The sequence below is a fragment of the Klebsiella sp. Sb-30 genome (assembly GCF_057652795.1).
In genome coordinates this window covers 2,759,334-2,783,665 of record NZ_CM172749.1, presented here as the reverse complement: position 1 = coordinate 2,783,665, position 24,332 = coordinate 2,759,334, and the positions used below count along the sequence as shown (strand labels likewise).

General features: G+C 58.2%; 20 protein-coding genes. 11 read left to right on the top strand and 9 right to left on the bottom strand.

Annotation, left to right across the window (positions count from 1 at the left end; genetic code table 11):
* Positions 1-92 precede the first annotated feature (92 nt).
* From narI to AC236I_RS13025, 6 genes are all read right to left on the bottom strand, one after another.
* The gene (narI, locus tag AC236I_RS13050; protein ID WP_004861681.1) at positions 93-773 is read right to left on the bottom strand and encodes a respiratory nitrate reductase subunit gamma; all 681 of its coding nucleotides are present in this window, start codon (positions 771-773) and stop codon (positions 93-95) included.
* Positions 770-1,465 carry a nitrate reductase molybdenum cofactor assembly chaperone gene (gene narW, locus AC236I_RS13045; RefSeq protein ID WP_004861686.1) on the bottom strand — a complete coding sequence of 232 codons (696 nt, stop codon included), beginning with the start codon at positions 1,463-1,465 and terminating at the stop codon, positions 770-772. The genes narI and narW overlap by 4 nt, the downstream gene beginning before the upstream one ends.
* Positions 1,465-2,991, bottom strand: a complete 1,527-nt coding sequence (narH, locus tag AC236I_RS13040) for a nitrate reductase subunit beta (protein WP_015584391.1) — start codon at positions 2,989-2,991, stop codon at positions 1,465-1,467. Before narH ends, narW begins: the two co-directional genes overlap by 1 nt.
* Positions 2,988-6,728 (bottom strand): nitrate reductase subunit alpha, encoded by a 3,741-nt coding sequence (locus tag AC236I_RS13035; protein WP_487608512.1) that lies wholly within the window; start codon positions 6,726-6,728, stop codon positions 2,988-2,990. Before AC236I_RS13035 ends, narH begins: the two co-directional genes overlap by 4 nt.
* A gap of 137 nt (positions 6,729-6,865) precedes the next feature.
* On the bottom strand, positions 6,866-8,254 hold the full coding sequence (locus AC236I_RS13030; RefSeq protein ID WP_004861692.1) for a NarK family nitrate/nitrite MFS transporter: 1,389 nt from the start codon (positions 8,252-8,254) through the stop codon (positions 6,866-6,868).
* Positions 8,255-8,530: 276 nt separating this feature from the next.
* Positions 8,531-9,121, bottom strand: coding sequence for a TetR family transcriptional regulator (locus AC236I_RS13025; RefSeq protein ID WP_032717407.1), 591 nt, complete (start codon positions 9,119-9,121; stop codon positions 8,531-8,533).
* 118 nt (positions 9,122-9,239) lie between these two features.
* Here AC236I_RS13025 and AC236I_RS13020 point away from each other — a divergent pair, with 118 nt between their 5' ends.
* A complete protein-coding gene (locus tag AC236I_RS13020) occupies positions 9,240-10,730 on the top strand; it encodes an MFS transporter (protein ID WP_088911773.1) in 1,491 nt (496 codons plus the stop codon).
* A 2-nt stretch (positions 10,731-10,732) separates the two neighbouring features.
* Here AC236I_RS13020 and AC236I_RS13015 read toward each other — a convergent pair whose 3' ends face one another.
* Positions 10,733-11,530 carry an IclR family transcriptional regulator domain-containing protein gene (locus AC236I_RS13015; protein WP_015584389.1) on the bottom strand — a complete coding sequence of 266 codons (798 nt, stop codon included), beginning with the start codon at positions 11,528-11,530 and terminating at the stop codon, positions 10,733-10,735.
* Between the two features lie 211 nt (positions 11,531-11,741).
* Here AC236I_RS13015 and AC236I_RS13010 point away from each other — a divergent pair, with 211 nt between their 5' ends.
* The 7 genes from AC236I_RS13010 to benD all read left to right on the top strand — a co-directional run bounded on the left by AC236I_RS13010 (position 11,742) and on the right by benD (position 18,040).
* Complete coding sequence (locus AC236I_RS13010) at positions 11,742-12,908, top strand: muconate cycloisomerase family protein (protein ID WP_370590890.1); 1,167 nt, start codon at positions 11,742-11,744, stop codon at positions 12,906-12,908.
* 19 nt (positions 12,909-12,927) lie between these two features.
* A complete protein-coding gene (gene catC, locus AC236I_RS13005) occupies positions 12,928-13,218 on the top strand; it encodes a muconolactone Delta-isomerase (RefSeq protein WP_004861704.1) in 291 nt (96 codons plus the stop codon).
* 77 nt (positions 13,219-13,295) lie between these two features.
* Positions 13,296-14,222 (top strand): catechol 1,2-dioxygenase, encoded by a 927-nt coding sequence (catA, locus tag AC236I_RS13000; RefSeq protein ID WP_004861706.1) that lies wholly within the window; start codon positions 13,296-13,298, stop codon positions 14,220-14,222.
* A 144-nt stretch (positions 14,223-14,366) separates the two neighbouring features.
* A complete protein-coding gene (locus AC236I_RS12995) occupies positions 14,367-15,749 on the top strand; it encodes a Rieske 2Fe-2S domain-containing protein (protein WP_316094133.1) in 1,383 nt (460 codons plus the stop codon).
* A complete protein-coding gene (gene benB / locus AC236I_RS12990) occupies positions 15,749-16,234 on the top strand; it encodes a benzoate 1,2-dioxygenase small subunit (protein WP_004861712.1) in 486 nt (161 codons plus the stop codon). The genes AC236I_RS12995 and benB overlap by 1 nt, the downstream gene beginning before the upstream one ends.
* A 9-nt stretch (positions 16,235-16,243) precedes the next feature.
* Positions 16,244-17,257, top strand: a complete 1,014-nt coding sequence (gene benC / locus AC236I_RS12985) for a benzoate 1,2-dioxygenase electron transfer component BenC (protein ID WP_032717410.1) — start codon at positions 16,244-16,246, stop codon at positions 17,255-17,257.
* 9 nt (positions 17,258-17,266) lie between these two features.
* Positions 17,267-18,040, top strand: a complete 774-nt coding sequence (gene benD, locus AC236I_RS12980; protein WP_064359363.1) for a benzoate diol dehydrogenase BenD — start codon at positions 17,267-17,269, stop codon at positions 18,038-18,040.
* On the opposite strand, the gene yddG is transcribed toward benD, so the two are convergent.
* A complete protein-coding gene (gene yddG, locus AC236I_RS12975) occupies positions 18,037-18,915 on the bottom strand; it encodes an aromatic amino acid DMT transporter YddG (RefSeq protein WP_004861717.1) in 879 nt (292 codons plus the stop codon). The genes benD and yddG overlap by 4 nt on opposite strands.
* Positions 18,916-19,138: 223 nt before the next feature.
* Between yddG and fdnG the strand changes: the two genes are divergently transcribed.
* The 3 genes from fdnG to fdnI are packed head-to-tail and all read left to right on the top strand — an operon-like array spanning position 19,139 to position 23,743.
* A complete protein-coding gene (gene fdnG, locus AC236I_RS12970; protein ID WP_341799151.1) occupies positions 19,139-22,186 on the top strand; it encodes a formate dehydrogenase-N subunit alpha in 3,048 nt (1,015 codons plus the stop codon).
* An 11-nt stretch (positions 22,187-22,197) separates the two neighbouring features.
* A complete protein-coding gene (gene fdxH / locus AC236I_RS12965; RefSeq protein ID WP_015584385.1) occupies positions 22,198-23,082 on the top strand; it encodes a formate dehydrogenase subunit beta in 885 nt (294 codons plus the stop codon).
* On the top strand, positions 23,075-23,743 hold the full coding sequence (gene fdnI, locus AC236I_RS12960) for a formate dehydrogenase-N subunit gamma (protein ID WP_004861726.1): 669 nt from the start codon (positions 23,075-23,077) through the stop codon (positions 23,741-23,743). Before fdxH ends, fdnI begins: the two co-directional genes overlap by 8 nt.
* Positions 23,744-23,779: 36 nt before the next feature.
* Here the strand turns inward: fdnI and AC236I_RS12955 are convergent, their stop codons facing one another.
* Positions 23,780-24,211, bottom strand: coding sequence for a VOC family protein (locus tag AC236I_RS12955; protein ID WP_004861729.1), 432 nt, complete (start codon positions 24,209-24,211; stop codon positions 23,780-23,782).
* Positions 24,212-24,332 lie beyond the last annotated feature (121 nt).

The following is a 24,332-nucleotide window of genomic DNA, read 5'->3' as shown; positions in this document are numbered from 1 at the left end:
TTACCTTTTCCCCCTGTTTTAACAGCGTCAGCCTCCTGGCGCGGAGGCTGACGGGTTAGCTCATAAGGGTTGACAGAGAGGGAGTCAAACCTTCAGCGTCGGGATCTCACCAGCTGGTAGCGGCGGGTCAAATACTCTATTGGCGCGCTCCAGACGTGCACCAGGCGAGTGAACGGGAAGATCAGGAAGATGGTCATCCCCAGCACCAGGTGAACGCGGTAGATAAATGCCACGCCATCAAGATGCGCCGAGGCGCCGCCGTGGAAGGTCACCACCGCCTGCGCCCAGTCCACCAGCTTCAGCATTTCACTGCCGTCAGGATGTTGAGCGGAGAAGGGGATGGTCGTCAGACCCAGCGCACACTGAATCAGCAGAATGCTCAGAATCACAATATCCGCCGTCGATGAGGTGGCGCGAATGCGTGGGTTGGTCAGACGACGAATCAGCAGCCCGGCGCCGCCCACCAGCGTCAGTACGCCGCAGATCCCGCCGAGAATCATCGCCATCAGCTGCTTTTGCGACATTGGCAGGAACCAGGAGTAAACCCAGTGCGGGGTCAGCATCCCGAAGAGGTGGCCGAAGAAGATGCCCAGGATGCCGATATGGAACAGATTCGACCACAGCACCATGCCGCGTTTGTCGAGCATCTGGCTGGAAGAGGCGCGCCACGTATACTGCCCGTAGTCGTAGCGTAGCCAGCTGCCGATGAGAAACACCGTCCCGCACAGATAGGGGTAGATATCGTAAAAAAAGACGTTCAGGTACTGTATCATTTCGGGCCTCCGGCACCGACGTCGACGTACTGTGGCGCGACGTCCTGGCTAAAGCGTCGTTGATAATGTTGCATCGGGGAGCTGTCGCAGGCGGTGGCGTTATCTTCGATAAACTTCACCTGCTCCTCCTCCCACACCGCATCCAGCGCCTGGCGGGTATCATCGCGCTTTTCACCCGCCACCTGCCTGGTGACACTGTCACTGCTGAGCGCGCTGCCAGCCAGCGCCAGCAGGACGTCAAACAGCTGATAATATTGACACTGGCGCTGTTTGACGCGCCCGCCAAGCAGCGCCAGAATCGGGGCCACGTTTTGCAAGCCTTCTCTGGCGTCGTCTGGCGGCAGGCTACTGAGGTACTCCAGATAGAGCGGTAAATGGTCAGGCAGCTCCCGGCAGTCGATGTGCAGCCCGGCCTGCTCATACTGATTCATCAGCTCGACCATCGCCTGGCCGCGGTCGCGGGACTCCGCGTGCACGTGCTCAAACAGCAGCAGCGAGGTGGCCCGTCCGCGGTCAAACACTTCACACCATTCGGCCTGGCGGTCGAGCAGCGGGGCGGCCAGCAGCGATTCAACAAACGGCAGTAGCGCCGGCGCATCGGCACGGACCAATTCCAGCGCCTCTTCACGGTTGTCCCACAGCAGGCTATCCGGATACTCCAGCAGCAGACCGATAATTTTGAGGATCCGCATTACTCTTTCTCCCCGATGTTGATCGCATCGATGCGCTGGCTGTTGAACAGGTTGAATTTGGTATCCGACCCGTGGCAACCGTCGCCGAAGGTAAATCCGCAGCCGTTGCGTTCCGGGAAGGCATCTTCCGCCATTTCCCGGTGGCTGGTGGGGATCACGAAGCGATCTTCGTAGTTAGCGATGGCCAGGTAGCGGTACATCTCCTCGACCTGTTCCACGCTTAAGCCTACCTCTTCGATAGCCCGGGTGTCGGTCACTCCTTCGACGGTCTGTGAGCGTTTGTAGTGGCGCATCGCCATCATGCGTTTCAGGGCGCGCAGCACCGGGCCGGTATCGCCGGCGCTCAGCAGATTGGCGAGATACTGCACCGGAATGCGCAGGCTTTCGACGGCAGGCAGAATGCTGCCATTATTTGGCAGGCCGCCGGCGTCGGCGACCGACTGAATCGGTGACAGCGGCGGGACGTACCAGACCATCGGCAGGGTGCGATACTCCGGGTGCAGCGGTAGCGCCAGCTTCCAGTCCATCGCCAGTTTATACACCGGCGATTTCTGCGCCGCGTCGATGACGTTATGCGGGATCCCTTGTTTCAGCGCCTCTTCAATCACCGCCGGGTCGTGCGGGTCGAGGAATACCTCGCACTGGCGTTCATAGAGGTCGGTTTCATGTTCGGTGCTGGCCGCTTCCTCAATCCGGTCGGCGTCATACAGCAGCACGCCGAGGTAGCGAATGCGCCCGACGCAGGTTTCCGAACAGACCGTCGGCTGGCCGGATTCAATCCGCGGATAGCAGAAGATGCACTTCTCCGATTTGCCGCTCTTCCAGTTAAAGTAGATTTTTTTGTACGGGCAGCCGCTGATGCACATGCGCCAGCCGCGGCATTTATCCTGATCGATCAGTACGATGCCATCCTCTTCGCGCTTATAGATAGCCCCGCTCGGGCAGGTCGCGACGCAGCTCGGGTTAAGGCAGTGTTCGCACAGGCGCGGCAGATACATCATGAAGGTGTTTTCAAACTGGCCGTACATCTCTTTCTGCATGGCTTCGAAGTTACGGTCACGGGCGCGCTTTTCAAACTCGCCGCCAAGCAGCTCTTCCCAGTTGGGGCCCCAGCTGATTTTATCCATTCGCTTACCGCTAATCAGCGAACGGGGGCGGGCGGTAGGCAGATGCTGGCTCTCCGGCGCGGTATGCAGATGCTGGTAATCGTAGGTGAAGGGTTCGTAATAGTCGTCGATGCCCGGCAGCTGCGGGTTGGCGAAGATTTTTGCCAACACGCCAACGCGGTTGCCGAGGCGCGGCGTCAGCTTACCGGTGATCCCGCGGATCCAGCCGCCTTGCCACTCTTCCTGGTCTTCCCAGTTTTTCGGGTAGCCGATACCGGGTTTGGTTTCGACGTTGTTAAACCAGGCGTATTCCATCCCTTCGCGCCCGGTCCAGACGTTCTTGCAGGTGACCGAGCAGGTGTGGCAGCCGATGCATTTGTCGAGATTGAGCACCATTCCAACTTGTGAGCGGATTTTCATTTTTTCGCCTCCTGTACCTGATCGCGACCTTCGTCATCCAGCCAGTTAATGTTTTTCATTTTACGAATCATGATGAACTCATCGCGGTTGGAGCCGACGGTACCGTAATAGTTAAAGCCGTAGGCCAGCTGCGCATAGCCGCCAATCATGTGGGTGGGTTTCGGGCAAATGCGGGTCACCGAGTTATGAATGCCGCCGCGACGGCCGGTGACTTCAGATCCGGGAATGTTCATGATGCGCTCCTGCGCGTGGTACATCATGGTCATGCCGGGCGGTACGCGCTGGCTGACCACCGCCCGGGCGGTGAGCGCACCGTTGGCGTTGAAGGCCTCAATCCAGTCGTTGTCCTCAATGCCAAGCTCTCTGGCGTCGGTTTCACTGATCCAGACGATCGGCCCGCCGCGCGACAGGGTCAGCATCAGCAGGTTTTCGCTGTAGGTGGAGTGAATCCCCCATTTCTGGTGCGGGGTGAGGAAATTGAGCGCCTTTTCCGGGAAGCCGTTCGGCGGAATCTGATGCATATGGCTGACGCTCCGGGTATCAATCGGCGGCCGGTAGACCACCAGACTTTCACCGAAGGCGCGCATCCACGGATGATCCTGATACAGCTGCTGGCGGCCGGAGAGCGTGCGCCAGGGGATCAGTTCATGGACATTGGTGTAGCCGGCGTTGTAGGAGACGTGCTCGCTTTCCAGCCCGGACCAGGTCGGACTGGAGATGATTTTGCGCGGCTGGGCCTGAATATCGCGAAAGCGAATCTTCTCATCTTCTTTGTTGATAGCCAGATGGGTGTGATCGCGTCCGGTAAACTCTCCCAGCGCCTGCCAGGCTTTGACCGCCACCTGGCCGTTGGTTTCTGGCGCCAGGCTGAGGATCACTTCCGTGGCGTCGATGGCGCTGTCGATGCGCGGGCGGCCTTTTGCCGGGCCGTCGAGCTTGACGTAATTGAGTTTGCCGAGGAAATCGACCTCATCCTGCGTTTTCCAGCTGATGCCTTTACTGCCGTTGCCCAGCTTATCCAGCAGCGGGCCCAGGGAAGTGAAGCGCTCGTAGGTGGCAGGGTAATCGCGCTCGACTACCGCAATGGTCGGGGCCGTTTTCCCCGGAATCAGATCGCACTCGCCCTTATGCCAGTCAACCACATCGAAAGGCTGGGACAGTTCGCCCGCAGAGTCATGCTGCAGAGGCAGAAGCACCACATCGGTCTCCGCGTCGAGATGGCCGACGCAGACCGTCGAAAAGACGTTGGCGATCTCTTTATAGATTTCCCAGTCGCTTTTGGCTTCCCAGGCCGGGTCGACGGCGGCGGAAAGCGGGTGGATAAACGGATGCATATCCGAGGTGTTCATATCGTCTTTTTCATACCAGGTGGCGGTCGGCAGAACGATATCTGAGAACAGGCAGGTGCTCGACATGCGGAAATCGAGGGTCACCAGCAGATCGAGCTTGCCTTCAATCGCCGGGGTCTGCCACTCGACCTCTTCCGGTTTAACCTCGTCCGTCGCCCCCAGTTCATCGCCCTGGATGCCGCTGTCGGTGCCCAGCAGATATTTGAGCATGTACTCATGCCCCTTGCCGGAGGAACCCAGCAGGTTGGAGCGCCAGATAAACATATTCCGCGGATGGTTTTTACCGTTGTCCGGCTGCTCGCAGGCAAAGCGGATGGCGCCGGATTTTAACGCCTGCGCGGTGTAGTCGGCGGGTGAGAGGCCGGCGGCATCGGCCTGCTGCTTAATGGTCAGCGGATTGACGCTGAGCTGCGGGGCGGAAGGCAGCCAGCCCATGCGCTCGGCGCGCACGTTAAAATCAATCAGGTGTCCGGTATATCGACTGGCGTCCGCCAGCGGTGAAAGCAGCTCCTGGGCGGTCAGCTTTTCATAGCGCCACTGGCTGGAGTGGTTGTAGAAATAAGAGGTGCTGTTCATCTGGCGCGGCGGGCGGTTCCAGTCGGTGGCAAACGCCAGCGGCAGCCAGCCGGTCTGCGGACGCAGTTTTTCCTGGCCGACATAGTGCGACCAGCCGCCGCCGCTCTGTCCGACGCAGCCGCAGAACACCAGCATATTGATCATCCCCCGGTAGTTCATATCCATGTGGTACCAGTGGTTGACGCCGGCACCGAGGATAATCATCGAGCGACCGTGGGTTTTATGCGCGGTATCGGCGAACTCCCAGGCGATTTGCTCTATGTGGTGGCGGGGAACGCCGGTAATCTGCTCCGCCCAGGCCGGAGTGTAGGCTTTCACCTCGCTGAAATCGCCGGCCGCGTTCTCATCGTCGAGCCCCCGGTCGAGGCCGTAGTTAGCCAGGACCAGGTCATAGACGCTCACCACCAGTTTGCTCTCGCCGCTGGCCAGGGTCAGACGTTTGGCCGGAAGCCGATGAATCAGCACCGGCTGCTGCTCAACGCTGCGAAAATGCGGGTTCTCGTTGCCACCAAAGTAGGGGAAGCCCACGGCGGCGACGGTATCTTTGATATTCAGCAGGGACAGCGCCAGTTCGGTCTCCTTCCCGGCAGCCCGCGGTTCGAGGTTCCATTTCCCTTTTTCGCCCCAGCGAAAACCGATAGAGCCATTGGGGGCGACCAGTTCACCGGCGGAACTGAAGGCCACGGTTTTCCACTCCGGATTGTTGCTCTCACCCAGCCCGTCCAGCAGGTCAGAAGCGCGCACCATTCGCCCGGGGACGGAGGTACCATCGTCGCGATCGTCGAGCAGCACCAGCATCGGCATGTCGGTGTAGTGGCGGCAGTAGTTAAGGAAGTAATCACTCGGATTGTCGAGATGGAAGCGTTTTAAGATGACATGGCCCATCGCCATGGCCAGCGCGCTGTCGGTACCCTGTTTCGGCGCCAGCCACTGATCGCACAGTTTCGCCACTTCCGAATAGTCCGGCGTAATAGCAATAGTTTTGGTGCCTTTGTAGCGCACCTCGGTAAAAAAGTGGGCGTCAGGCGTTCGGGTCTGCGGCACGTTAGAGCCCCAGGCGATGATGTAGCTGGAGTTATACCAGTCGGCGGATTCCGGTACGTCGGTCTGTTCGCCCCAGGTCATCGGCGAGGCGGGGGGCAGGTCGCAATACCAGTCGTAGAAGCTCAGGCAGGTACCGCCAATTAGCGACAGGTAGCGGGTACCAGCGGCATAAGAGACCATCGACATCGCCGGGATCGGCGAGAAGCCGACAATGCGGTCCGGGCCATAGTGCTTGATGGTCCAGACGTTGGCGGCGGCAATCAGCTGGTTCAGCTCTTTCCAGGTCGAGCGAATAAACCCGCCTTTGCCGCGCATCTGCTTGTAGCTGAGACACTGCTGCGGATCTTCCATAATGCTGTTCCAGGCATCGACCGGGTCGGGATGGCGGGCCAGCGCCGCGCGCCACAGCTCAATCAGCCGTTTACGTGCCAGCGGGTATTTGAGTCGGTTGGCGCTGTAGAGATACCAGGAGTAGCTGGCGCCGCGCGGGCAGCCGCGCGGTTCGTGGTTGGGCAGATCCGGGCGGGTACGCGGATAGTCGGTCTGCTGGGTTTCCCAGGTGACCAGCCCGTTTTTGACGTAAATTTTCCAGCTGCATGAGCCCGTACAGTTTACTCCGTGCGTGGAACGGACGATCTTGTCGAACTGCCAGCGCTGACGGTAACTATCTTCCCAGTCACGGTTGGTATCCAGGACCTGACCGTGGCCGTTGGCAAAGGTCTCGCGTTTCTGCTTAAAGTAGCGAAAGCGATCCAGTAGTTTACTCATGACGTTTCTCCTGCTCCGATAATGTCCGGCATCAAGCCCTTGCCGGATGCGACGCGTTAGCGCCTTATCCGGCCAGCAAGACCGCACGATCCCGTAGGCCGGATAAAGGCGTCAGCCGCCATCCGGCAACGATGCCGTTATTTTTTTGCCGGTTTACGACGACCGTAGACCAGCCAGGTCACCAGTACGCAAACGACATAAAAGACAAAGAAAACCTTCATGGCGCCAACCGGGGAACCGGTCATGGCTAACGAGGTGCCAAAGGCTTTCGGGATGAAGAAGCCCCCGACCGCGCCAATAGCGGAGATAAACCCGAGCGCGGCGGCGGTATCGGTGACCGCTTCGTGCTGGGCCTGCTCATCGCTGCCGCCGCGTTTCTTGACGCTATCGATGGTTATCTGGCGAAAGATCACGGCGATCATCTGGAACGTAGAGCCGCTGCCGAGACCTGCGGTGAGAAACAGCCCCATAAACACCACGTAAAACGCCAGAAAACTCCCGGAACCGGAGCCGGGTAGGGTGAGGAACAGCAGGCCGGTAAACAGCGCCATCAGAATGAAGTTCACCAGGGTGACGTTGACGCCGCCCAGACGGTCGGAAATGATGCCGCCGAAGGAGCGCGCCAGGGCGCCGATAAACGGGCCAAAGAAGGCCAGTTTCAGGATATTCACATCCGGAAACTGCGTTTTGGCCAGCATCGCGAAGCCGGCGGAAAACCCGATGAACGAGCCGAAGGTGGCGAGATAAAGCAGGCTCAGCAGCCACATATGCGGGCGTTTCAACACCGGGAGCTGATCGCGAATGGAGGTTTTGGCACCGGCGATATCGTTCATCCCGAACCACGCCGCCACGGTAGCGGCGAGCAGCAGCGGCACCCAGATGAGCGGCGAGTTGCCGAGCCACAGGGTTGCGCCGTCCGGTTGATCGACGCCGCGAACGCCGACAAAAGTGAAGATCGGCACGAAGATCACTACCGGCGAGAGCAGCTGCATCACGCTGACGCCGAGGTTACCCAGGCCGCCGTTCACGCCGAGGGCGCTGCCTTGCTTCGCTTTCGGGTAGAAAAAACTGATGTTGCCCATGCTGGAGGCAAAGTTAGCTCCGGCAAAACCGCAGAGCAGAGCGATGAGAATAAATATCCAGAATGGGGTTGCCGGGTTTTGCACCGCGATCCCAAGCCACAGGCAGGGCACCACTAAAATAACGGTGCTGATCACCGTCCAGTAGCGTCCGCCAAATATAGGAACCATAAAAGAATAGGGCACGCGTAATATTGCCCCGGACAGCGAAGGAAGCGCGGTTAATAAAAAAAGCTGATCGGTAGTGAAATTAAAGCCGACTTTATTAAGATTCACCGCAACCGCGCTGAATAACATCCAGACGCAGAAGGCAAGAAGTAAACAACTTACTGAAATAAAAAGATTTCTTCGCGCAATGGCTTTGCCTTTATTTTCCCAGAATGCTGGATTTTCCGGGCGCCACCCTTTTAAAAGGTAATGATTATCTTTCTCACTTTCTCTTGACATATTGCCCTCGAATGCACAGTAACCAAAGAAAATTTAAAGATGACAACACCGCAAATTAAGCAGAAGAGGCGATTAAGGGTGGTCGAATGAATTATTGTAGTGTTTGAAGAATAGATAAAAAAAAACGCTTCAGGAAAGCGCGTGCGCAATAGGGGTTTATTATTTGTTACTAAATGTAAATGAAATGTGACTTAAACTGCGCTCCTGTCAGCAGCGGCGACAGGTCTGCCGGGCCGACAGACCGTGCCTTCCCGGCGCATTCAGAAGCTCAGTTGGCTAAATGGTTGGCGGGCGCAGTAGTTCTAACGTTATATAGTAGTTTATATAGCGTGTAAATGCGCTGTCGTCGATCGCTTCCATTCCCAGCGCATAAATCCCATCCAGCCCGCAGACCAGGGCAATTAAACGCCAGGCGATATTCTCCGCGCTGTCATCGGGATGAAATTCACCGCTTTCGCTGCCGAGACGAATAATATTGACCGTCTCTTCGTGCCACATCGACATGGTGAGCAGGTAGGCCTCTTTGATGTCGCTATCGCTCCCGGAGAGCAGTTGGCCTTCGCGCCACAAACGGATATAGGGATCCAGGCGGCCATCTTCGCTGCCGAGCATTGAAAACAGGCGCTCGCGCGAGCTGGCGTCTTCCGCTACCAGCTGGATATCCAGCATCTCACGAATTAAACGAACGAAGGCCTGCGCCTTAAGCTCGCCGATGGAGGTGAAATGGTGATGCAACTGCCCTGTGGAGACTCCGGCTTCGGCGGCGATTTGCCGGACGGTCATGGCGCCTAAGCCCCCCTGCAGCGCGACACGCATCGCCGCCAGCATGATCACCTCCCGACGCGCTTCCCGATTTAAGTAGTGCATATTTCCCCGCTGAGCCGTGGTTTTCTTCGATAGTAACAAAAAGTTGGACAGTTGTTCAACAATCCGGCAGGATCGCAATCCTGGACGCGTGTCCAATTTGCAAAATTGAGGAAAAAGTATGTCTCGGCAATGGTTAACGCTGGTGGCGATTTTGTTGGTGTATTTACCGGTGGCGATTGATGCCACGGTACTGCATGTCGCCGCGCCAACGCTTAGTATGTCGTTGGGGACCAGCAGCAATGAGCTGCTGTGGATCATTGATATTTATTCATTAGTCATGGCCGGTATGGTGCTGCCGATGGGGGCGCTCGGCGATAAAATTGGCTTTAAACGGCTGTTGCTGCTCGGCAGCGCTATTTTCGGCGTTTCGTCGCTGGCGGCGGCGTTTTCACCCACTGCGCTGGCGCTGATCGCCTCCCGCGCGCTGCTGGCCATTGGTGCGGCGATGATCGTCCCGGCGACGCTCGCCGGTATCCGTAACACTTTTTCTCAGGCGCGCCACCGCAACATGGCGCTCGGCCTGTGGGCGGCGATTGGCTCTGGCGGCGCCGCCTTCGGCCCGCTGGTGGGCGGGATCCTGCTGGAACATTTTTACTGGGGATCGGTATTCCTGATCAACGTGCCCATCGTGCTGGCGGTTATCGCCTTCAGTGCGCGGATGGTGCCGCGCCAGCCGGCACGGCGCGAACAGCCGCTTAATCTGACCCAGGCATTGATGCTGATTGTGGCGATCCTGATGCTGGTGTTCAGCGCAAAATCGGCGCTGAAAGGGCAGATGGCATTATGGCTGACCGGATCGATCGCGCTGGTGGGCCTGGCGCTGTTGGTGCGCTTTGTTCGCCAGCAGCTTTCCGCCGCGACGCCGATGGTCGATATGCGCCTGTTTACGCATCGCATTATCTTAAGCGGCGTGATGATGGCGATGACCGCCCTGATTACCCTGGTTGGCTTCGAGCTACTGATGGCGCAGGAGCTACAGTTCGTCCACGGCAAAACACCGTTTGAAGCCGGGCTGTTTATGCTGCCGCTGATGCTGGCGAGCGGGTTTAGCGGACCTGTTGCCGGGTTGATGGTTTCTCGCCTGGGCCTGCGGCTGGTGGCAACCGGCGGTATGCTGCTGAGCGCGCTCAGTTTCCTCGGTCTGTCGATGACCGATTTCAGCTCCCAGCAGTGGCTGGCATGGGGATTGATGATTCTCTTAGGCTTCAGCGTCGCCAGCGCATTGTTGGCTTCCGGCTCCGCCATTATGGCGGCGGCGCCGAAAGAGAAAGCGGCGGCGGCCGGCGCCATTGAAACGATGGCCTACGAGCTGGGGGCCGGTCTGGGGATCGCGCTGTTTGGCCTGATTCTGACCCGCAGCTACAGTTCATCGATTGTGCTGCCCGCCGGGGTGGACGGTCAGGCCGCAGCGCAGGCCTCGTCGTCCATCAGCGAAGCGATCGCCCTGGCGCAATCGCTGCCCGCAGTTCCGGCGAATTCGCTGATTGCAGCGGCGAAAACCGCGTTTATCAGCGCCCACAGCATCGTGCTGGCCACCGCCGGGGTGCTGCTGCTGCTGCTGGCCGCCGGGATCTGGCGCAGTCTGGCGCAGGCGCCGAAAATGAACTAGCCCTACAGCTGGAGAGAAAGCTCCATGGCCGCCCGCCGCAGCGGGGCCAGCGCTTTCTCTCTCAGCGCGGCGGCGCTCATGGCACTGGCGGGCACGCCGACGTTGAGCGCCGCCACCACCTGGCCGCTGCGTGACAGTAGCGGTACCGCCAGCGAACATAATCCCACCTCAATTTGCCGATCGGCGATCGCATATCCCTGCATACGTACTCTGGTTATTTCCTCCCGCAATCCCGCTAAATCACACAGCGTATGCGGGGTGTAGCGAATTAAATTCGCGCGTGACAATGTCACGTCCAGCTGCTCTTCCGCCAGGGCGCTAAGCAGTACGCGGCCCATTGAGGTCGCCCATGCGGGGAGACGGCTGCCGCGACCGATATCAACGCTCAGCAGATTATTGACTGCGGCCCTGGCAATATAGAGCACGTTATCGCCATCGAGGGTGGCGGCGGAGCAAGATTCGCCGAGGCTCTTACCGAGGTTATCCAGCGCGGTCTGGGCCACTTTCGCCAGCGGCGTTCCGGCCAGATAGGCGTGGCCGACGGCCAACACCCGCGGCAACAGTTCATAGCTGCGTCCGTCAGGACTGTGCACCATGCCGAGTGCGGCCAGGGTATACAGGCAGCGGCGGACGGCGGCGCGGGAAATCTGCGTTTTCTGGCTGAGCTGCGAGATAGTCAGCCGCTGGCGCTGGGGAGTAAAGGCGCTGAGAACTTCCAACCCGCGCGCCAGCGACAGCATGAAATTCGGGTCGTGTTCGGCCTGCCTGGCGCTGAGGGGGGTTGGCGGTGTCGCGCTCATTGAATTCCTCTCCATTCGAAAACAAAAGCTCACGGGCACCACTATACCGTGGGGAAAAAGGGCGGCGACGGAATGTGCCTGTTTTACCACCCGGATCACATTATTAACCTCATTTTAACAAGCGCGTCGATAATCGCACAACATTTCGATTATCGCCGTTGACCATTTCACCGGCTCCCCCCTATTGTCAAAGTCACCGTCACCCTTCGTTATGGTTGGCGTCACAAAAAGTTATGAATTTAACGATCAGGAAGAAAACATGACCGCGACCGTAGAACGCATTGAAAGCTGGCTGGTTGATGTCCCGACCATTCGCCCGCACAAACTCTCAATGACAACCATGGGCTGCCAGACGCTGGTGATTGTCCGCATTACGCGCTCTGACGGTATTTGCGGTATCGGCGAGGCGACCACCATCGGCGGGCTGAGCTATGGCGTCGAGAGTCCGGAAGCCATCTCCAGCGCCATTAACCATTATCTGACGCCGCTGCTCAAAGGGCAGCCCGCCGATAACCTGAATGCGCTGACGCAGCGTATCAACAGCGCCATCAAAGGTAACACCTTCGCCAAATCCGCCATTGAAACCGCGCTGTTGGATGCGCAGGGCAAGGCGCTGGGGCTGCCGGTTTCAGCGCTGCTTGGCGGCGCGCTGCAGACCTCGCTGCCGGTACTGTGGACCCTGGCGAGCGGGGATACCAACAAGGATATCGCCGAAGGGGAAACGCTGCTGGCCGAAGGTCGCCATCATGCATTTAAGTTGAAAATTGGCGCCCGCGAACTGGCGACCGATTTACGTCATACCCGGGCGATTGTCGAAGCCCTCGGCGATCGGGCGAGCATTCGTGTCGATGTCAACCAGGCCTGGGACGCCACTGTGGCGGCAAAAGGCTGTCGTGAACTGGCGGCGATGGGCATCGACTTAATTGAACAACCGGTCAGCGCGCAGGACAACGCGGCGCTGGTTCGCCTCAGCCATCACATTGAAACCGCGATTCTGGCGGATGAAGCGGTGGCGACGCACTACGATGGCTATCGCCTGGCGCAGCAAGGCTTCAGCGGCGCCTTTGCCTTGAAAATTGCCAAAGCGGGCGGCCCGGCCAGCGTTTTAGCCCTGGCGCACGTCGCGCAGGCGGCGGGTATCGGATTGTATGGCGGCACTATGCTGGAAGGAACCGTGGGCACCGTCGCATCGTTGCACGCCTGGTCGACGCTGCCGCTGCAATGGGGCACTGAAATGTTTGGTCCGCTGTTGCTCAAAGATGACATCGTCAGCGTGCCGCTAACGTTCACCGACGGCAGCGTCGTCCTGCCTCAGACGCCGGGTTTAGGTGTCGAACTCGATGAAGATAAATTGCAGTTCTATGCCCGCAAAGCGTAGGACATGACAGGAGAAAAATATGCTGTTTAAAGTGGATATGACCGTCAAGATCCCGCTGGGATATCCCGCCGCCGAGCTTGAGGAGATTAAACAACGAGAAAAAGCCTATTCGCAGCAATTACAGCGTGAAGGCACCTGGCGACATATCTGGCGCGTCGCCGGACTGTACGCCAATGTCAGTATTTTTGATGTGCGTGATGCCGACCAGTTACACCAGATATTAATGGCTCTGCCGTTATACCCGTTTATGGAAATACGCGTCGAGGCACTGTGTCGTCATCCCTCCTCGATTCGTGAAGACGATAGCTAAAAATAATAAAAAACCTCGCGCCGGATATTCCGGTGTAAACCCTACAAGCCAACTGCAAGCAATAAGTGAGAATCACAATGAAAAATTCTTTCGTACAACAAGAAGCCGTGCAGAAATTATTACGTGAAAGTGCCGGGTTAAATGTTCCCGGCGGTAATGAACGCTTTAAAGCCATTGTGCATCGTTTACTGGAAGATATGTGCACCCTGATCGACGATTATAATATTACCCAGGAAGAGTTCTGGCATGCGGTGAACTATTTGCATGAACTGGGCGGGCGTCAGGAAGCGGCGCTGCTGGCGGCAGGTCTCGGGCTGGAACACTTCCTCGACCTGCGTCAGGATGCGATTGACGCCGCAGCGCATCGGGAAACCGGTACGCCGCGCACCATTGAGGGGCCGCTGTACGTGGCCAATGCGCCGCTCGCAGAAGGGCACGCGCGGATGGATGACGGCCGCGATGCGGGTGAAGTCATGTGGCTGCACGGTCAGGTGTGCGACACCCAGGGACGTCCGGTTGCCAACGCCATTGTGGATATCTGGCACGCCAACACCCTGGGGAACTATTCGTTCTTCGACCAGAGCCAGAGTGAATACAACCTGCGTCGCCGCATCCGCACCGGCGCAGATGGCCGCTACAGCGTGCGTAGCATCATGCCTTCTGGCTACGGCTGTCCGCCGGATGGCCCGACCCAAAAGCTGCTTAACCAGTTGGGTCGTCACGGCAACCGTCCGGCACATATTCACTTCTTTGTTTCCGCGCCGGGCCACAAGCATTTAACCAGCCAGATTAACCTTAACGGTGATAAGTATCTGTGGGATGACTTTGCCTTCGCCACCCGCGATGGCCTGATTGCCGACCCGGTTAAAATCACCGATCGTGAGCTGATTCAGCAGCGTGAGCTTGACGGCGAACACACCGAAATTCGCTTCGACTTTACTTTGTGCCCGGCCCTCAACGCCGACGAAGAACAGCGTATTTCCCGCCTGCGCGCACAAGAGTAATGACCGGCGCACCTCCCGGGCCGGTGCGCCCGGGGCGGTGAGCCATGCTGTTGCCCGGCCTGCCACGCGCGGCCGGGGATATTCCCGAATTGATTATTCTCTCTGACTTTATTAATTCCTGAATTCTGCAGGAGGGCTAAGCTCATGCAAAAAACACTCTCGCTATTAAAAGATAAAATCAGCAATGCATTAATTGTTGACCGGCAAAAACATATTTATCGCTGCCATCGTTCGATTTTTACCGATCCGCAGCTATTTGAATTTGAGATCAAACATATATTTGAAGGGAACTGGGTGTTCCTCGCCCATGAAAGTCAAATTCCTGAGCCTGGTGATTATTTTACCCTGACTCTCGGACGACAGCCGGTTATTATCACCCGCGATAAACAGCATGCCTTGCACGCGTTAATTAATAGCTGCGCCCATCGCGGCGCCATGCTCTGCCGTCGTAAAACCGGCAATAAAAACTCGTTTACCTGTCCGTTCCACGGCTGGACCTTTGGCAACAACGGTAAATTGCTGAAAGCCAAAGATGAAAGCACCGGCGGTTATCCGGAGACCTTTAAACATGAAGGGTCGCATGACCTGAAAAAACTGCCGCGCTTTGCCTCATATCGCGGCTTCTTATTCGGCAGCCTCAGCGAGGACGTGCAGCCGCTGGAAACCTATCTTGGCGAAACCTGCAAAATTATCGATCTGATGGTCGATCAGGCGTCGGAAGGGCTGGAAGTGCTGAAAGGCTCCTCCAGCTATGTCTACGAGGGCAACTGGAAGCTGGGGGCGGAAAACGGCGCCGACGGCTACCACGTTAGCGTGGTGCACTGGAACTACGCCTCCACAATGTCGCGCCGCAACTACGAAGCCGAAGGGACGCATTCCGTCGATGCCAACGGCTGGTCGAAAAGTCTCGGCGGAGGTTACGGTTTCGAAAACGGCCATATGCTGCTGTGGACCCGGGCGCTCAACCCGGAAGTGCGCCCGGTTTTCGCCCATCAGGCCCGCTTACAGGCCGAGTTTGGCGAGCTGCGCGCCGACCAGATGGTCAATGAAACGCGCAATCTTTGTCTCTATCCCAACGTCTATTTGATGGACCAGTTTTCCACGCAGATCCGCGTCATTCGCCCGCTCGCAGTAGACAAAACCGAAGTCACTATCTGGTGCTTCGCGCCGAAAGGCGAGCCGGACCAGGCCCGCGCGCTGCGCATCCGCCAGTACGAGGATTTCTTTAACGTCAGCGGCATGGGAACGCCGGACGATCTGGAAGAGTTCAGCGCCTGCCAGCGCGGCTATCTCGGCGAGAACCTGGCGTGGAGCGATCTCAGTCGCGGCGCGCTGCACTGGGTCGATGGCCCGGATGAACACGCCCGGCATGCCGGATTCACTCCGCTGCTTAGCGGGGTGAAATCGGAGGATGAGGCGCTGTACATCGCCCATCACCATCACTGGCAAACCGTGATGCTGGCGGCGCTGGAAAAAGAGCAGCAGCGCTATGAACAGTCCATAACCCAACGCGTGGAGGTGGTGTGATGCTGACGCTTGAACAGGTTCGCCAGTTTCTCTATTACGAAGCCCGCCTGCTGGACGACCGCCAGTGGGATCAGTGGCTGACGTGCTACAGCCCGAAAGTGGTGTTCTGGATGCCGGCATGGGGCGATGACGACAAGCTGACCCGCGACCCGCAGCGCGAAATATCGCTGATCTATTACCCGAACCGCGAGGGACTTGAGGACCGCGTCTACCGCATCAAAACGGAACGTTCTGGCGCCAGTACGCCGGAGCCGCGTACCACCCACCTGATCAGCAACGTTGAGCTGCTCGGCGAAAATGAGCAGGGGGTGGAGGTGCGCTACAACTGGGTGACTTACAACCACCGGTACCAGCACACCGATGCGTGGTTTGGCTCGACCTGCGTCACCTTGACGACCTGCGACGGCAAACCGCAGATCCTGCGTAAGACGGTGCGGCTGAACAACGATTATATCCGTCAGGTGATTGACGTTTACCATATTTAAGAGGTGGATATGTTTACTATCGCACTCAATTTTGAGGATGGTATTACCCGCTTTATCCAGTGCAATGCGGGAGAAAAAGTGCTGGACGCCGCCTACCGCCAGAAGGTCAACCTGCCGATGGATTGCTCGGACGGCGTCTGCGGGACCTGCAAATGCCATTGCGCCAGCGGCGACTATGGCATGGGGGAAGAGTATCTCGAGGAGGCATTGAGCGAAGAAGAGGCCGATGCTCGTCAGGTGCTGACCTGTCAGATGATCCCGACCAGCGATTGCGTGATTGACGTTCCGGTGGCTGCGGCGCAGTGCAAAACCGCGCTCGCCAGCAGCGGTGCGGCGGTGATGCAGGTGAATCACCTGTCGGAGACCGCCATTGAGCTGGTGCTCCAGCTGGATGAACCGCTGGCTTTTCTGCCCGGACAATACATCAACATTCAGGTACCGGGCACACCGCAGGTGCGCGCTTACTCTTTCAGTTCGCTTCCGGGCGAGCGCGAAGGTCGGTTCCTGATCCGCAATGTGCCCGGCGGGGTAATGAGCCAGTGGCTGACGCGCCAGGCGGCAGCGGGCGATCGTCTCACCCTCAGCGGCCCGATGGGCAGCTTCTACCTGCGCAACGGAGAACGTCCGCTGCTGATGCTGGCGGGCGGGACCGGGCTGGCGCCGCTGCTGTCGATGCTGCACACCCTGGCCCTGCAGGGCAGTACCCGGCCGATTACGCTGCTCTATGGCGTCACCCGCGATAGCGATCTGGTGAAGACCGAGGCGCTGGATGCGTTTGTCGGTCAGCTTTCCGGTTACCGCTGGCTGCCGGTCGTTGCCGATGAACAGAGCGCCTGCCCGCAGCGCGGGTTTGTTACCGGGCATCTTGATGACGCGATGCTTAACGATGGCGATGTCGACATCTATCTGTGCGGCCCGCCGCCGATGGTCAACGCGGTTTCCGGCGCGCTTCGCGAGCGGGGAATTAATCCGGCAGGTTTCTGGTACGAAAAATTTCTCGCCAGCCAGAGTGCGGCGGCATAAGGAGGAGCGATGCGTTTTCAACATCAAGTGGTGGCCATTACCGGCGCCGCCCAGGGCATTGGCCGTCAGACGGCAGAGCAGGCCGCCCGTGAAGGGGCCCGTTTGCTGCTGATCGACCGTTCGCGCTATGTCCACGAGCTGGCGGCGACGCTGGTCGAGGGGGGCAGCGACGTGCTGGCGCTGGAGGCAGACCTCGAACAGTGGGAGAGCACCGAGCAGGCTTTTGCCGCCGGGGTCGCCCATTTTGGCCGACTGGACGTGGTGATTAATAACATCGGGGGGACGATCTGGGCGCGGCCGTTTGCCGAATATCAGCCGGATCAGATTGAAAAAGAGATTCGTCGCTCGCTGTTTCCGACGCTGTGGGGCTGCCGCGCGGCCCTACCGTGGATGCTCAAACAGGGCAAGGGCAGCATCGTTAACGTCTCGTCCGTTGCCACCGCGGGCGTTAACCGGGTGCCTTACTCGGCGGCGAAAGGCGGGGTCAACGCGCTGACCCGTTCGATTGCTATGGAGTACAGCGGCAGCGGGATTCGCATCAACGCCGTGGCGCCGGGCGGAACCGAGGCGCCGGCGCGCTTAACCCCGCGGAATCATGAAACGCCCACGGCGCAGGAGCAGGAGTGGTATCAGCAGGTGGTCGATCAAACCGTGGAGAGCAGCCTGATGCATCGCTACGGCACGCTGACGGAACAGGCGAACGCGATCCTGTTTCTCGCCAGCGATGAGGCAAGCTATATCACCGGCGTTACGCTGCCGGTGGCCGGAGGCGACCTCGGCTAACGTCGGGTGGCATACCAGCAGAGCAGGGAGCCGGCGCATACCATGCCGGCGCCCTGCCAGAATGGCCAGGAGAGGACCGCGCTGAGCAGCACCGCCGCCAGCGCCGAAGAGAGCACCGGGGTAAAGTAAGAGGCGGCCGCCAGCAGGCTGACGTTGCCGTGGAGAATACCTACGTTCCAGGCCGCATAGCCAAACCCCAGCGCCACCGCGCACATCACCAGCTTAATGACCACCGGCCAGCTGAAAATCATCGGCGGTTGATCGCTGAACATAAACTTGAGCCACAGGGTCAGGGCGGTTAATAAAACAAACAGGGTGATGCCGTTTTTGCCGCGCGCATATTTTGCGGTGACCGTGCAATAGGTCGCCCAGATAAATGCGCCGACAAAGGCCAGAATATAGCTCAGGGGGCTGGAGACGACGTTCCGGGTAATTTCATCGATATTCAGGCCATGCTCACCGCCTAATACCCAGGTGACGCCAAGCAGCGCGAGAAATAAGCCGGGAACGACCAGCCAGCTGGTTTTCTGACCATTAAAGAGAATGGCAAAGAGAATCGTCAGGCTGGGCCACAGATAATTGACCATCCCGACTTCAATCGCCTGCTGGCGGCTGCCGGCAAAGCCCAGCGACAGCGCCAGACAAATTTCATAGCTGACGAACAGCAGACTGCCGGCCAGCAGATAGGCGCGCGGCATTTGCCGCAGCCGGGGAAACCCGACGGTGGCCAGCAATAATAAGCCGCTCAGCGTATAGATCATTGCCGCGCCGCCGACCGGACCTAACCCTTCACTGACGCCACGAATTAGTCCGACCATCGTGCTCCACAGCACAATGGCAGCCAGACCGGTCAACGTTGCTTTTTTCTTTTCCATGTCAAACCTGACACCGATATTCATCAAGAGTCGATTTATAACACTTTTTCATTCCTTCTGGCCCCTGTTTTCCTTCGCGCTTAATACAAAGGGAGTAATGAAATCCGCTGACCTTGACTATTAAGGGGGCGATGGTTTTCGACATTGATTTGACGCAAAAAAATCAGGGGCATTGCTGTTAGTTTCCCCCGCGATGAACACGCATCCTGCATGGAGAAAATCAATGGACGTCAGCCGCAGAAAGTTTTTTAAAATCTGCGCAGGCGGTATGGCCGGAACAACAGCTGCTGCCCTGGGTTTCGCACCCAAAATGGCGCTGGCTCAGGCGCGTAATTACAAATTATTGCGCGCCAAAGAGATCCGCAACACCTGCACATACTGTTCCGTGGGCTGCGGGCTATTAATGTATAGCCTGGGCGACGGCGCGAAGAACGCGAAAGAAGCCATTTATCATATTGAAGGGGATCCCGATCACCCGGTCAGTCGGGGCGCTTTATGCCCGAAAGGGGCGGGGCTGCTGGATTATGTTCACAGCGATAACCGTCTGCGCTATCCGGAATACCGCGCGCCAGGCTCTGACAAATGGCAGCGCATCTCCTGGGACGATGCCTTTACCCGTATCGCCAGACTGATGAAAGCCGACCGTGATGCCAACTTTATTGAGAAAAACGAGCAGGGCACCGTGGTTAACCGCTGGCTTTCAACCGGGATGCTGTGCGCCTCGGCGGCGAGTAACGAAACCGGGATGCTGACGCAGAAGTTTGTGCGTTCGCTCGGCATGCTGGCAGTGGATAACCAGGCGCGCGTCTGACACGGACCAACGGTAGCAAGTCTTGCTCCAACATTTGGTCGCGGTGCGATGACCAACCACTGGGTTGATATCAAAAACGCTAACGTCGTGGTGGTGATGGGCGGCAACGCCGCTGAGGCGCATCCGGTGGGATTCCGCTGGGCGATGGAGGCGAAAAACAACAACGATGCGACGCTGATCGTCGTCGACCCGCGCTTTACGCGTACGGCTTCGGTCGCCGATATCTATGCGCCGATTCGATCCGGGACCGACATTACCTTCCTGTCGGGAGTGCTGCTGTACCTGATTGAAAACAACAAAATCAATGCGGAGTACGTTAAGCACTACACCAACGCCAACCTGCTGGTGCGCGATGATTTTGCCTTCGAAGATGGCCTGTTCAGCGGCTACGACGCTGAAAAACGGCAGTACGACAAAACGTCGTGGAACTATCAGTTCGACGAAAATGGCTACGCCCTGCGCGATGAGACCCTGCAACATCCGCGCTGCGTATGGAACCTGCTGAAGCAGCATGTCTCCCGCTATACGCCGGAAGTGGTGGAGAATATCTGCGGAACGCCGAAAGCCGATTTCCTGAAAGTGTGCGAAGTGCTGGCTTCCACCAGCGCCGCGGACCGGACCACCACTTTCCTGTACGCATTGGGCTGGACGCAGCATACCGTCGGCGCGCAGAACATCCGCACGATGGCGATGATCCAGCTGCTGCTCGGCAACATGGGGATGGCCGGCGGCGGCGTTAACGCATTGCGCGGCCACTCCAATATTCAGGGCTTAACCGACCTCGGCCTGCTGTCGACCAGCTTGCCTGGCTATCTGACGCTGCCGTCTGAAAAACAGACCGATCTGCACACCTGGCTGGCGGCGAACACGCCAAAAGCAACGCGACCGGATCAGGTGAACTACTGGAGCAACTATCCGAAGTTTGCGGTCAGTCTGATGAAAGCGTTTTACGGCGATGCGGCGCAGAAAGAGAACGACTGGGGCTTTAACTGGCTGCCGAAATGGGATCAGGCTTACGACGTCATCAAGTATTTCAACATGATGGATAAAGGTCAGGTCACGGGCTATATCTGCCAGGGCTTCAACCCGGTGGCCTCGTTCCCGGACAAAAACAAGGTGGTCCGCAGCCTGAGCAAGCTGAAGTACATGGTGGTTATCGACCCGCTGGTGACCGAAACCTCGACCTTCTGGCAAAACCACGGCGAGTCGAACGATGTTGACCCGGCGGCGATTCAGACCGAAGTGTTCCGTCTGCCCTCCACCTGCTTTGCTGAAGAGGACGGGTCGATTGCCAACTCCGGGCGCTGGCTGCAGTGGCACTGGAAAGGCCAGGATGCGCCGGGAGAAGCGCGTAACGACGGCGAAATTCTGGCCGGGATTTACCATCGCCTGCGCGAGATGTATCGCCGTGAAGGCGGCAAAGGCGCGGAACCGCTGCTGAAGATGAGCTGGAGCTACAAGCAGCCGGATCATCCGGAGTCGGAAGAGGTGGCGAAAGAGAACAACGGCTACGCGCTGGAGGATCTCTACGACAGCAACGGCGTTCTGCTGGCGAAAAAAGGCCAGCTGTTGAGCAGCTTCGCGCTGTTGCGCGATGACGGCACTACGGCCTCGTCCTGCTGGATCTACGCCGGTAGCTGGACGGAGCAGGGTAACCAGATGGCCAACCGCGATAACGCCGATCCGTCAGGGCTGGGCAATACGCTGGGCTGGGCCTGGGCGTGGCCGCTGAACCGACGCGTGCTGTACAACCGGGCGTCGGCGGATATTAACGGCAAGCCGTGGGATTCGAAGCGGATGCTGATCCAGTGGAACGGCAGCAAGTGGACGGGGAACGATATTCCTGACTTCAATACCGCCGCGCCGGGCAGCAATACCGGGCCGTTTATCATGCAGCCGGAAGGGTTGGGGCGTCTGTTTGCGCTCGATAAGCTGGCCGAAGGGCCGTTCCCGGAACATTACGAGCCGATGGAAACGCCGCTGGGGACCAACCCGCTGCATCCGCAGGTGATCTCCAGTCCGGTGGTGCGTCTGTATGAAGAGGACGCCCTGCGCTTAGGGAAAAAAGATAAGTTCCCTTACGTCGGCACGACCTATCGTCTGACCGAGCATTTCCATACCTGGACCAAGCATGCGCGGCTCAACGCCATCGCCCAGCCGGAACAGTTTGTGGAAATCAGCGAAGGTCTGGCGCAGGCGAAAGGCATTGCCAACGGCGATCGGGTGACGGTGAGCAGCCAGCGCGGCTTTATTCGCGCGGTGGCGGTGGTGACTCGCCGTCTGCGGACCCTCAACGTTCACGGCCAGCAGGTGGAGACCGTCGGGATCCCGCTGCACTGGGGCTTTGAAGGGGTGGCGCAGAAAGGCTATATCGCCAATACCCTGACGCCAAACGTCGGCGATTCCAACTCGCAAACGCCGGAGTATAAAGCGTTTCTGGTCAACATCGAGAAAGCGTAAGGAGCGATTCAATGGCGATGGAAACACAAGACATTATTAAGCGCTCCGCAACCAACCCGATAACCCCCGCGCCGCGTGCGCGGGACTACAAGGCGGAAGTGGCTAAGCTAATTGATGTCTCCTCCTGCGTGGGCTGCAAAGCCTGCCAGGTGGCCTGTTCCGAGTGGAACGATATCCGCGACGAGGTGGGGCATTGCGTCGGGGTGTACGATAACCCGGCGGACCTGAGCGCAAAATCCTGGACGGTGATGCGCTTTAGCGAAACCGAGCAGAACGGCAAGCTGGAGTGGCTGATCCGTAAAGATGGCTGCATGCACTGCGAGGAGCCAGGCTGTCTGAAAGCCTGTCCTTCCGCCGGCGCGATTATTCAGTACGCCAACGGCATCGTCGATTTTCAGCAGGAGAACTGCATCGGCTGCGGCTACTGCATTGCCGGCTGTCCGTTTAATGTCCCGCGTCTCAATAAAGAGGATAACCGGGTCTATAAATGTACCCTCTGCGTGGATCGCGTTAGCGTCGGTCAGGAACCGGCGTGCGTGAAAACCTGCCCGACCGGCGCCATCCATTTTGGCAGCAAGAAGGAGATGCTGGAGGTCGCGCAGGAGCGGGTCAACAAGCTGAAAGCGCGCGGCTATTCACAGGCCGGGGTATACAACCCGCAGGGGGTGGGCGGTACCCACGTGATGTACGTCCTGCACCATGCTGACCAGCCTGAGCTGTACCACAATTTGCCGAAAGAGCCGCAGATTGATACCAGTATTAATCTGTGGAAAGGGGCGCTGAAACCGCTGTCAGCGGCCGGTTTTATCGCTACCTTTGCCGGGTTGATTTATCACTACATCGGCATCGGGCCGAACAAGGAAGTGGATGACGACGAGGAGGAGCATGATGAATAAATCGAAAATGATTGTGCGCACAAAGTTTATCGATCGCGCCTGTCACTGGACGGTGGTTATCTGCTTCTTTCTGGTAGCGCTCTCCGGGATCTCGTTCTTTTTCCCGACGCTGCAGTGGCTGACGGAAACCTTCGGTACGCCGCAGATGGGGCGCATTTTGCATCCCTTCTTCGGCGTGGCTATCTTCATTGCGCTGATGTTTATGTTTGTACGCTTTGTCCACCATAACATTCCGGACAAGCAGGACATCCCGTGGCTGAAGGGCATTGTTGAAGTGCTGAAGGGCAATGAGCATAAAGTGGCCCGCGTCGGCAAATATAATGCCGGGCAGAAGATGATGTTCTGGACCATCATGAGCATGATTTTCGTGCTGCTGGTGACCGGGGTGATCATCTGGCGTCCCTGGTTTGCCCCTTTCTTCCCGATCCAGGTTATTCGCTACAGCCTGCTGATTCACGCCACCTCGGCGATTATTTTGATTCACGCCATCCTGATCCATATGTATATGGCATTCTGGGTGAAAGGGTCGATTAAGGGGATGGTCGAAGGGAAAGTCAGCCGTCGCTGGGCGAAGAAACACCACCCGCGCTGGTATCGCGAGGTTGAGCGCCTGGAAGCGAAAAAAGAGAGTTCGGAAGGCATCTCGTCCCGCCGTTCCTGACCGTTTCATGGCGCGACCCGGTCGCGCCATGTGCTTTCAGCTCTCGCTACGCAGGACTTCCAGCCCAACGCGCTGGCCGTAAGAGAGTTCCAGCGTATTGCCATCCGGGTCGCGGAAAAAAACGTAATAGCCCACCGGTTCCCCAAGTTGCTCCGGCTCCTTTCTCAGCACGCCTTCCCGCCGCGCCATCGCGGTTTTCACGTCGATCTCCGCTTTGGTCGCGCAGGCGACACCTAAATGACCAAACGGCCCCAGCGGGGTATCGGTCGGCTCATCCGCCTGCACCAGCACGAGGGCGAATAAGCGGGTACGATCGCTTAACCACGCCACGTGGCGTGCGGAGGGAAGATTCGGCGAGCGCCGATGAATCACCTGCATGGCGGTATAACGGGTATAAAAATCGATGCTCCTGTCGAGATCCCGCACCATAAAGGCGACGTGGGTAAAACCGCTGTCAATCTCATGCATATCATGTCCTTATTGTGGTCTGACGAGTATGCGTTAAGGGTAATACCTTAAGTTAACTTGAGGTAAACGGCGGATTTGTCGATTTGAGCTCCCCAGAAAAGGGGGGGCTTTGCCCGCCCCG

What these genes read in the sequence shown, in the direction of transcription:
- AC236I_RS13025 (WP_032717407.1), bottom strand. Translation starts at nt 9,121, where the DNA reads ATGCACTACTTAAATCGGGAAGCGCGTCGGGAGGTGATCATGCTGGCG.
- AC236I_RS13035 (WP_487608512.1), bottom strand. Translation starts at nt 6,728, where the DNA reads ATGAGTAAACTACTGGATCGCTTTCGCTACTTTAAGCAGAAACGCGAG.
- catA (WP_004861706.1), top strand. Translation starts at nt 13,296, where the DNA reads ATGAAAAATTCTTTCGTACAACAAGAAGCCGTGCAGAAATTATTACGT.
- catC (WP_004861704.1), top strand. Translation starts at nt 12,928, where the DNA reads ATGCTGTTTAAAGTGGATATGACCGTCAAGATCCCGCTGGGATATCCC.
- benB (WP_004861712.1), top strand. Translation starts at nt 15,749, where the DNA reads ATGCTGACGCTTGAACAGGTTCGCCAGTTTCTCTATTACGAAGCCCGC.
- AC236I_RS12995 (WP_316094133.1), top strand. Translation starts at nt 14,367, where the DNA reads ATGCAAAAAACACTCTCGCTATTAAAAGATAAAATCAGCAATGCATTA.
- narI (WP_004861681.1), bottom strand. Translation starts at nt 773, where the DNA reads ATGATACAGTACCTGAACGTCTTTTTTTACGATATCTACCCCTATCTG.
- benC (WP_032717410.1), top strand. Translation starts at nt 16,244, where the DNA reads ATGTTTACTATCGCACTCAATTTTGAGGATGGTATTACCCGCTTTATC.
- fdxH (WP_015584385.1), top strand. Translation starts at nt 22,198, where the DNA reads ATGGCGATGGAAACACAAGACATTATTAAGCGCTCCGCAACCAACCCG.
- benD (WP_064359363.1), top strand. Translation starts at nt 17,267, where the DNA reads ATGCGTTTTCAACATCAAGTGGTGGCCATTACCGGCGCCGCCCAGGGC.
- AC236I_RS13020 (WP_088911773.1), top strand. Translation starts at nt 9,240, where the DNA reads ATGTCTCGGCAATGGTTAACGCTGGTGGCGATTTTGTTGGTGTATTTA.
- AC236I_RS12955 (WP_004861729.1), bottom strand. Translation starts at nt 24,211, where the DNA reads ATGCATGAGATTGACAGCGGTTTTACCCACGTCGCCTTTATGGTGCGG.
- AC236I_RS13030 (WP_004861692.1), bottom strand. Translation starts at nt 8,254, where the DNA reads ATGTCAAGAGAAAGTGAGAAAGATAATCATTACCTTTTAAAAGGGTGG.
- AC236I_RS13010 (WP_370590890.1), top strand. Translation starts at nt 11,742, where the DNA reads ATGGTTGGCGTCACAAAAAGTTATGAATTTAACGATCAGGAAGAAAAC.
- narH (WP_015584391.1), bottom strand. Translation starts at nt 2,991, where the DNA reads ATGAAAATCCGCTCACAAGTTGGAATGGTGCTCAATCTCGACAAATGC.
- fdnI (WP_004861726.1), top strand. Translation starts at nt 23,075, where the DNA reads ATGAATAAATCGAAAATGATTGTGCGCACAAAGTTTATCGATCGCGCC.
- narW (WP_004861686.1), bottom strand. Translation starts at nt 1,465, where the DNA reads ATGCGGATCCTCAAAATTATCGGTCTGCTGCTGGAGTATCCGGATAGC.
- yddG (WP_004861717.1), bottom strand. Translation starts at nt 18,915, where the DNA reads ATGGAAAAGAAAAAAGCAACGTTGACCGGTCTGGCTGCCATTGTGCTG.
- AC236I_RS13015 (WP_015584389.1), bottom strand. Translation starts at nt 11,530, where the DNA reads ATGAGCGCGACACCGCCAACCCCCCTCAGCGCCAGGCAGGCCGAACAC.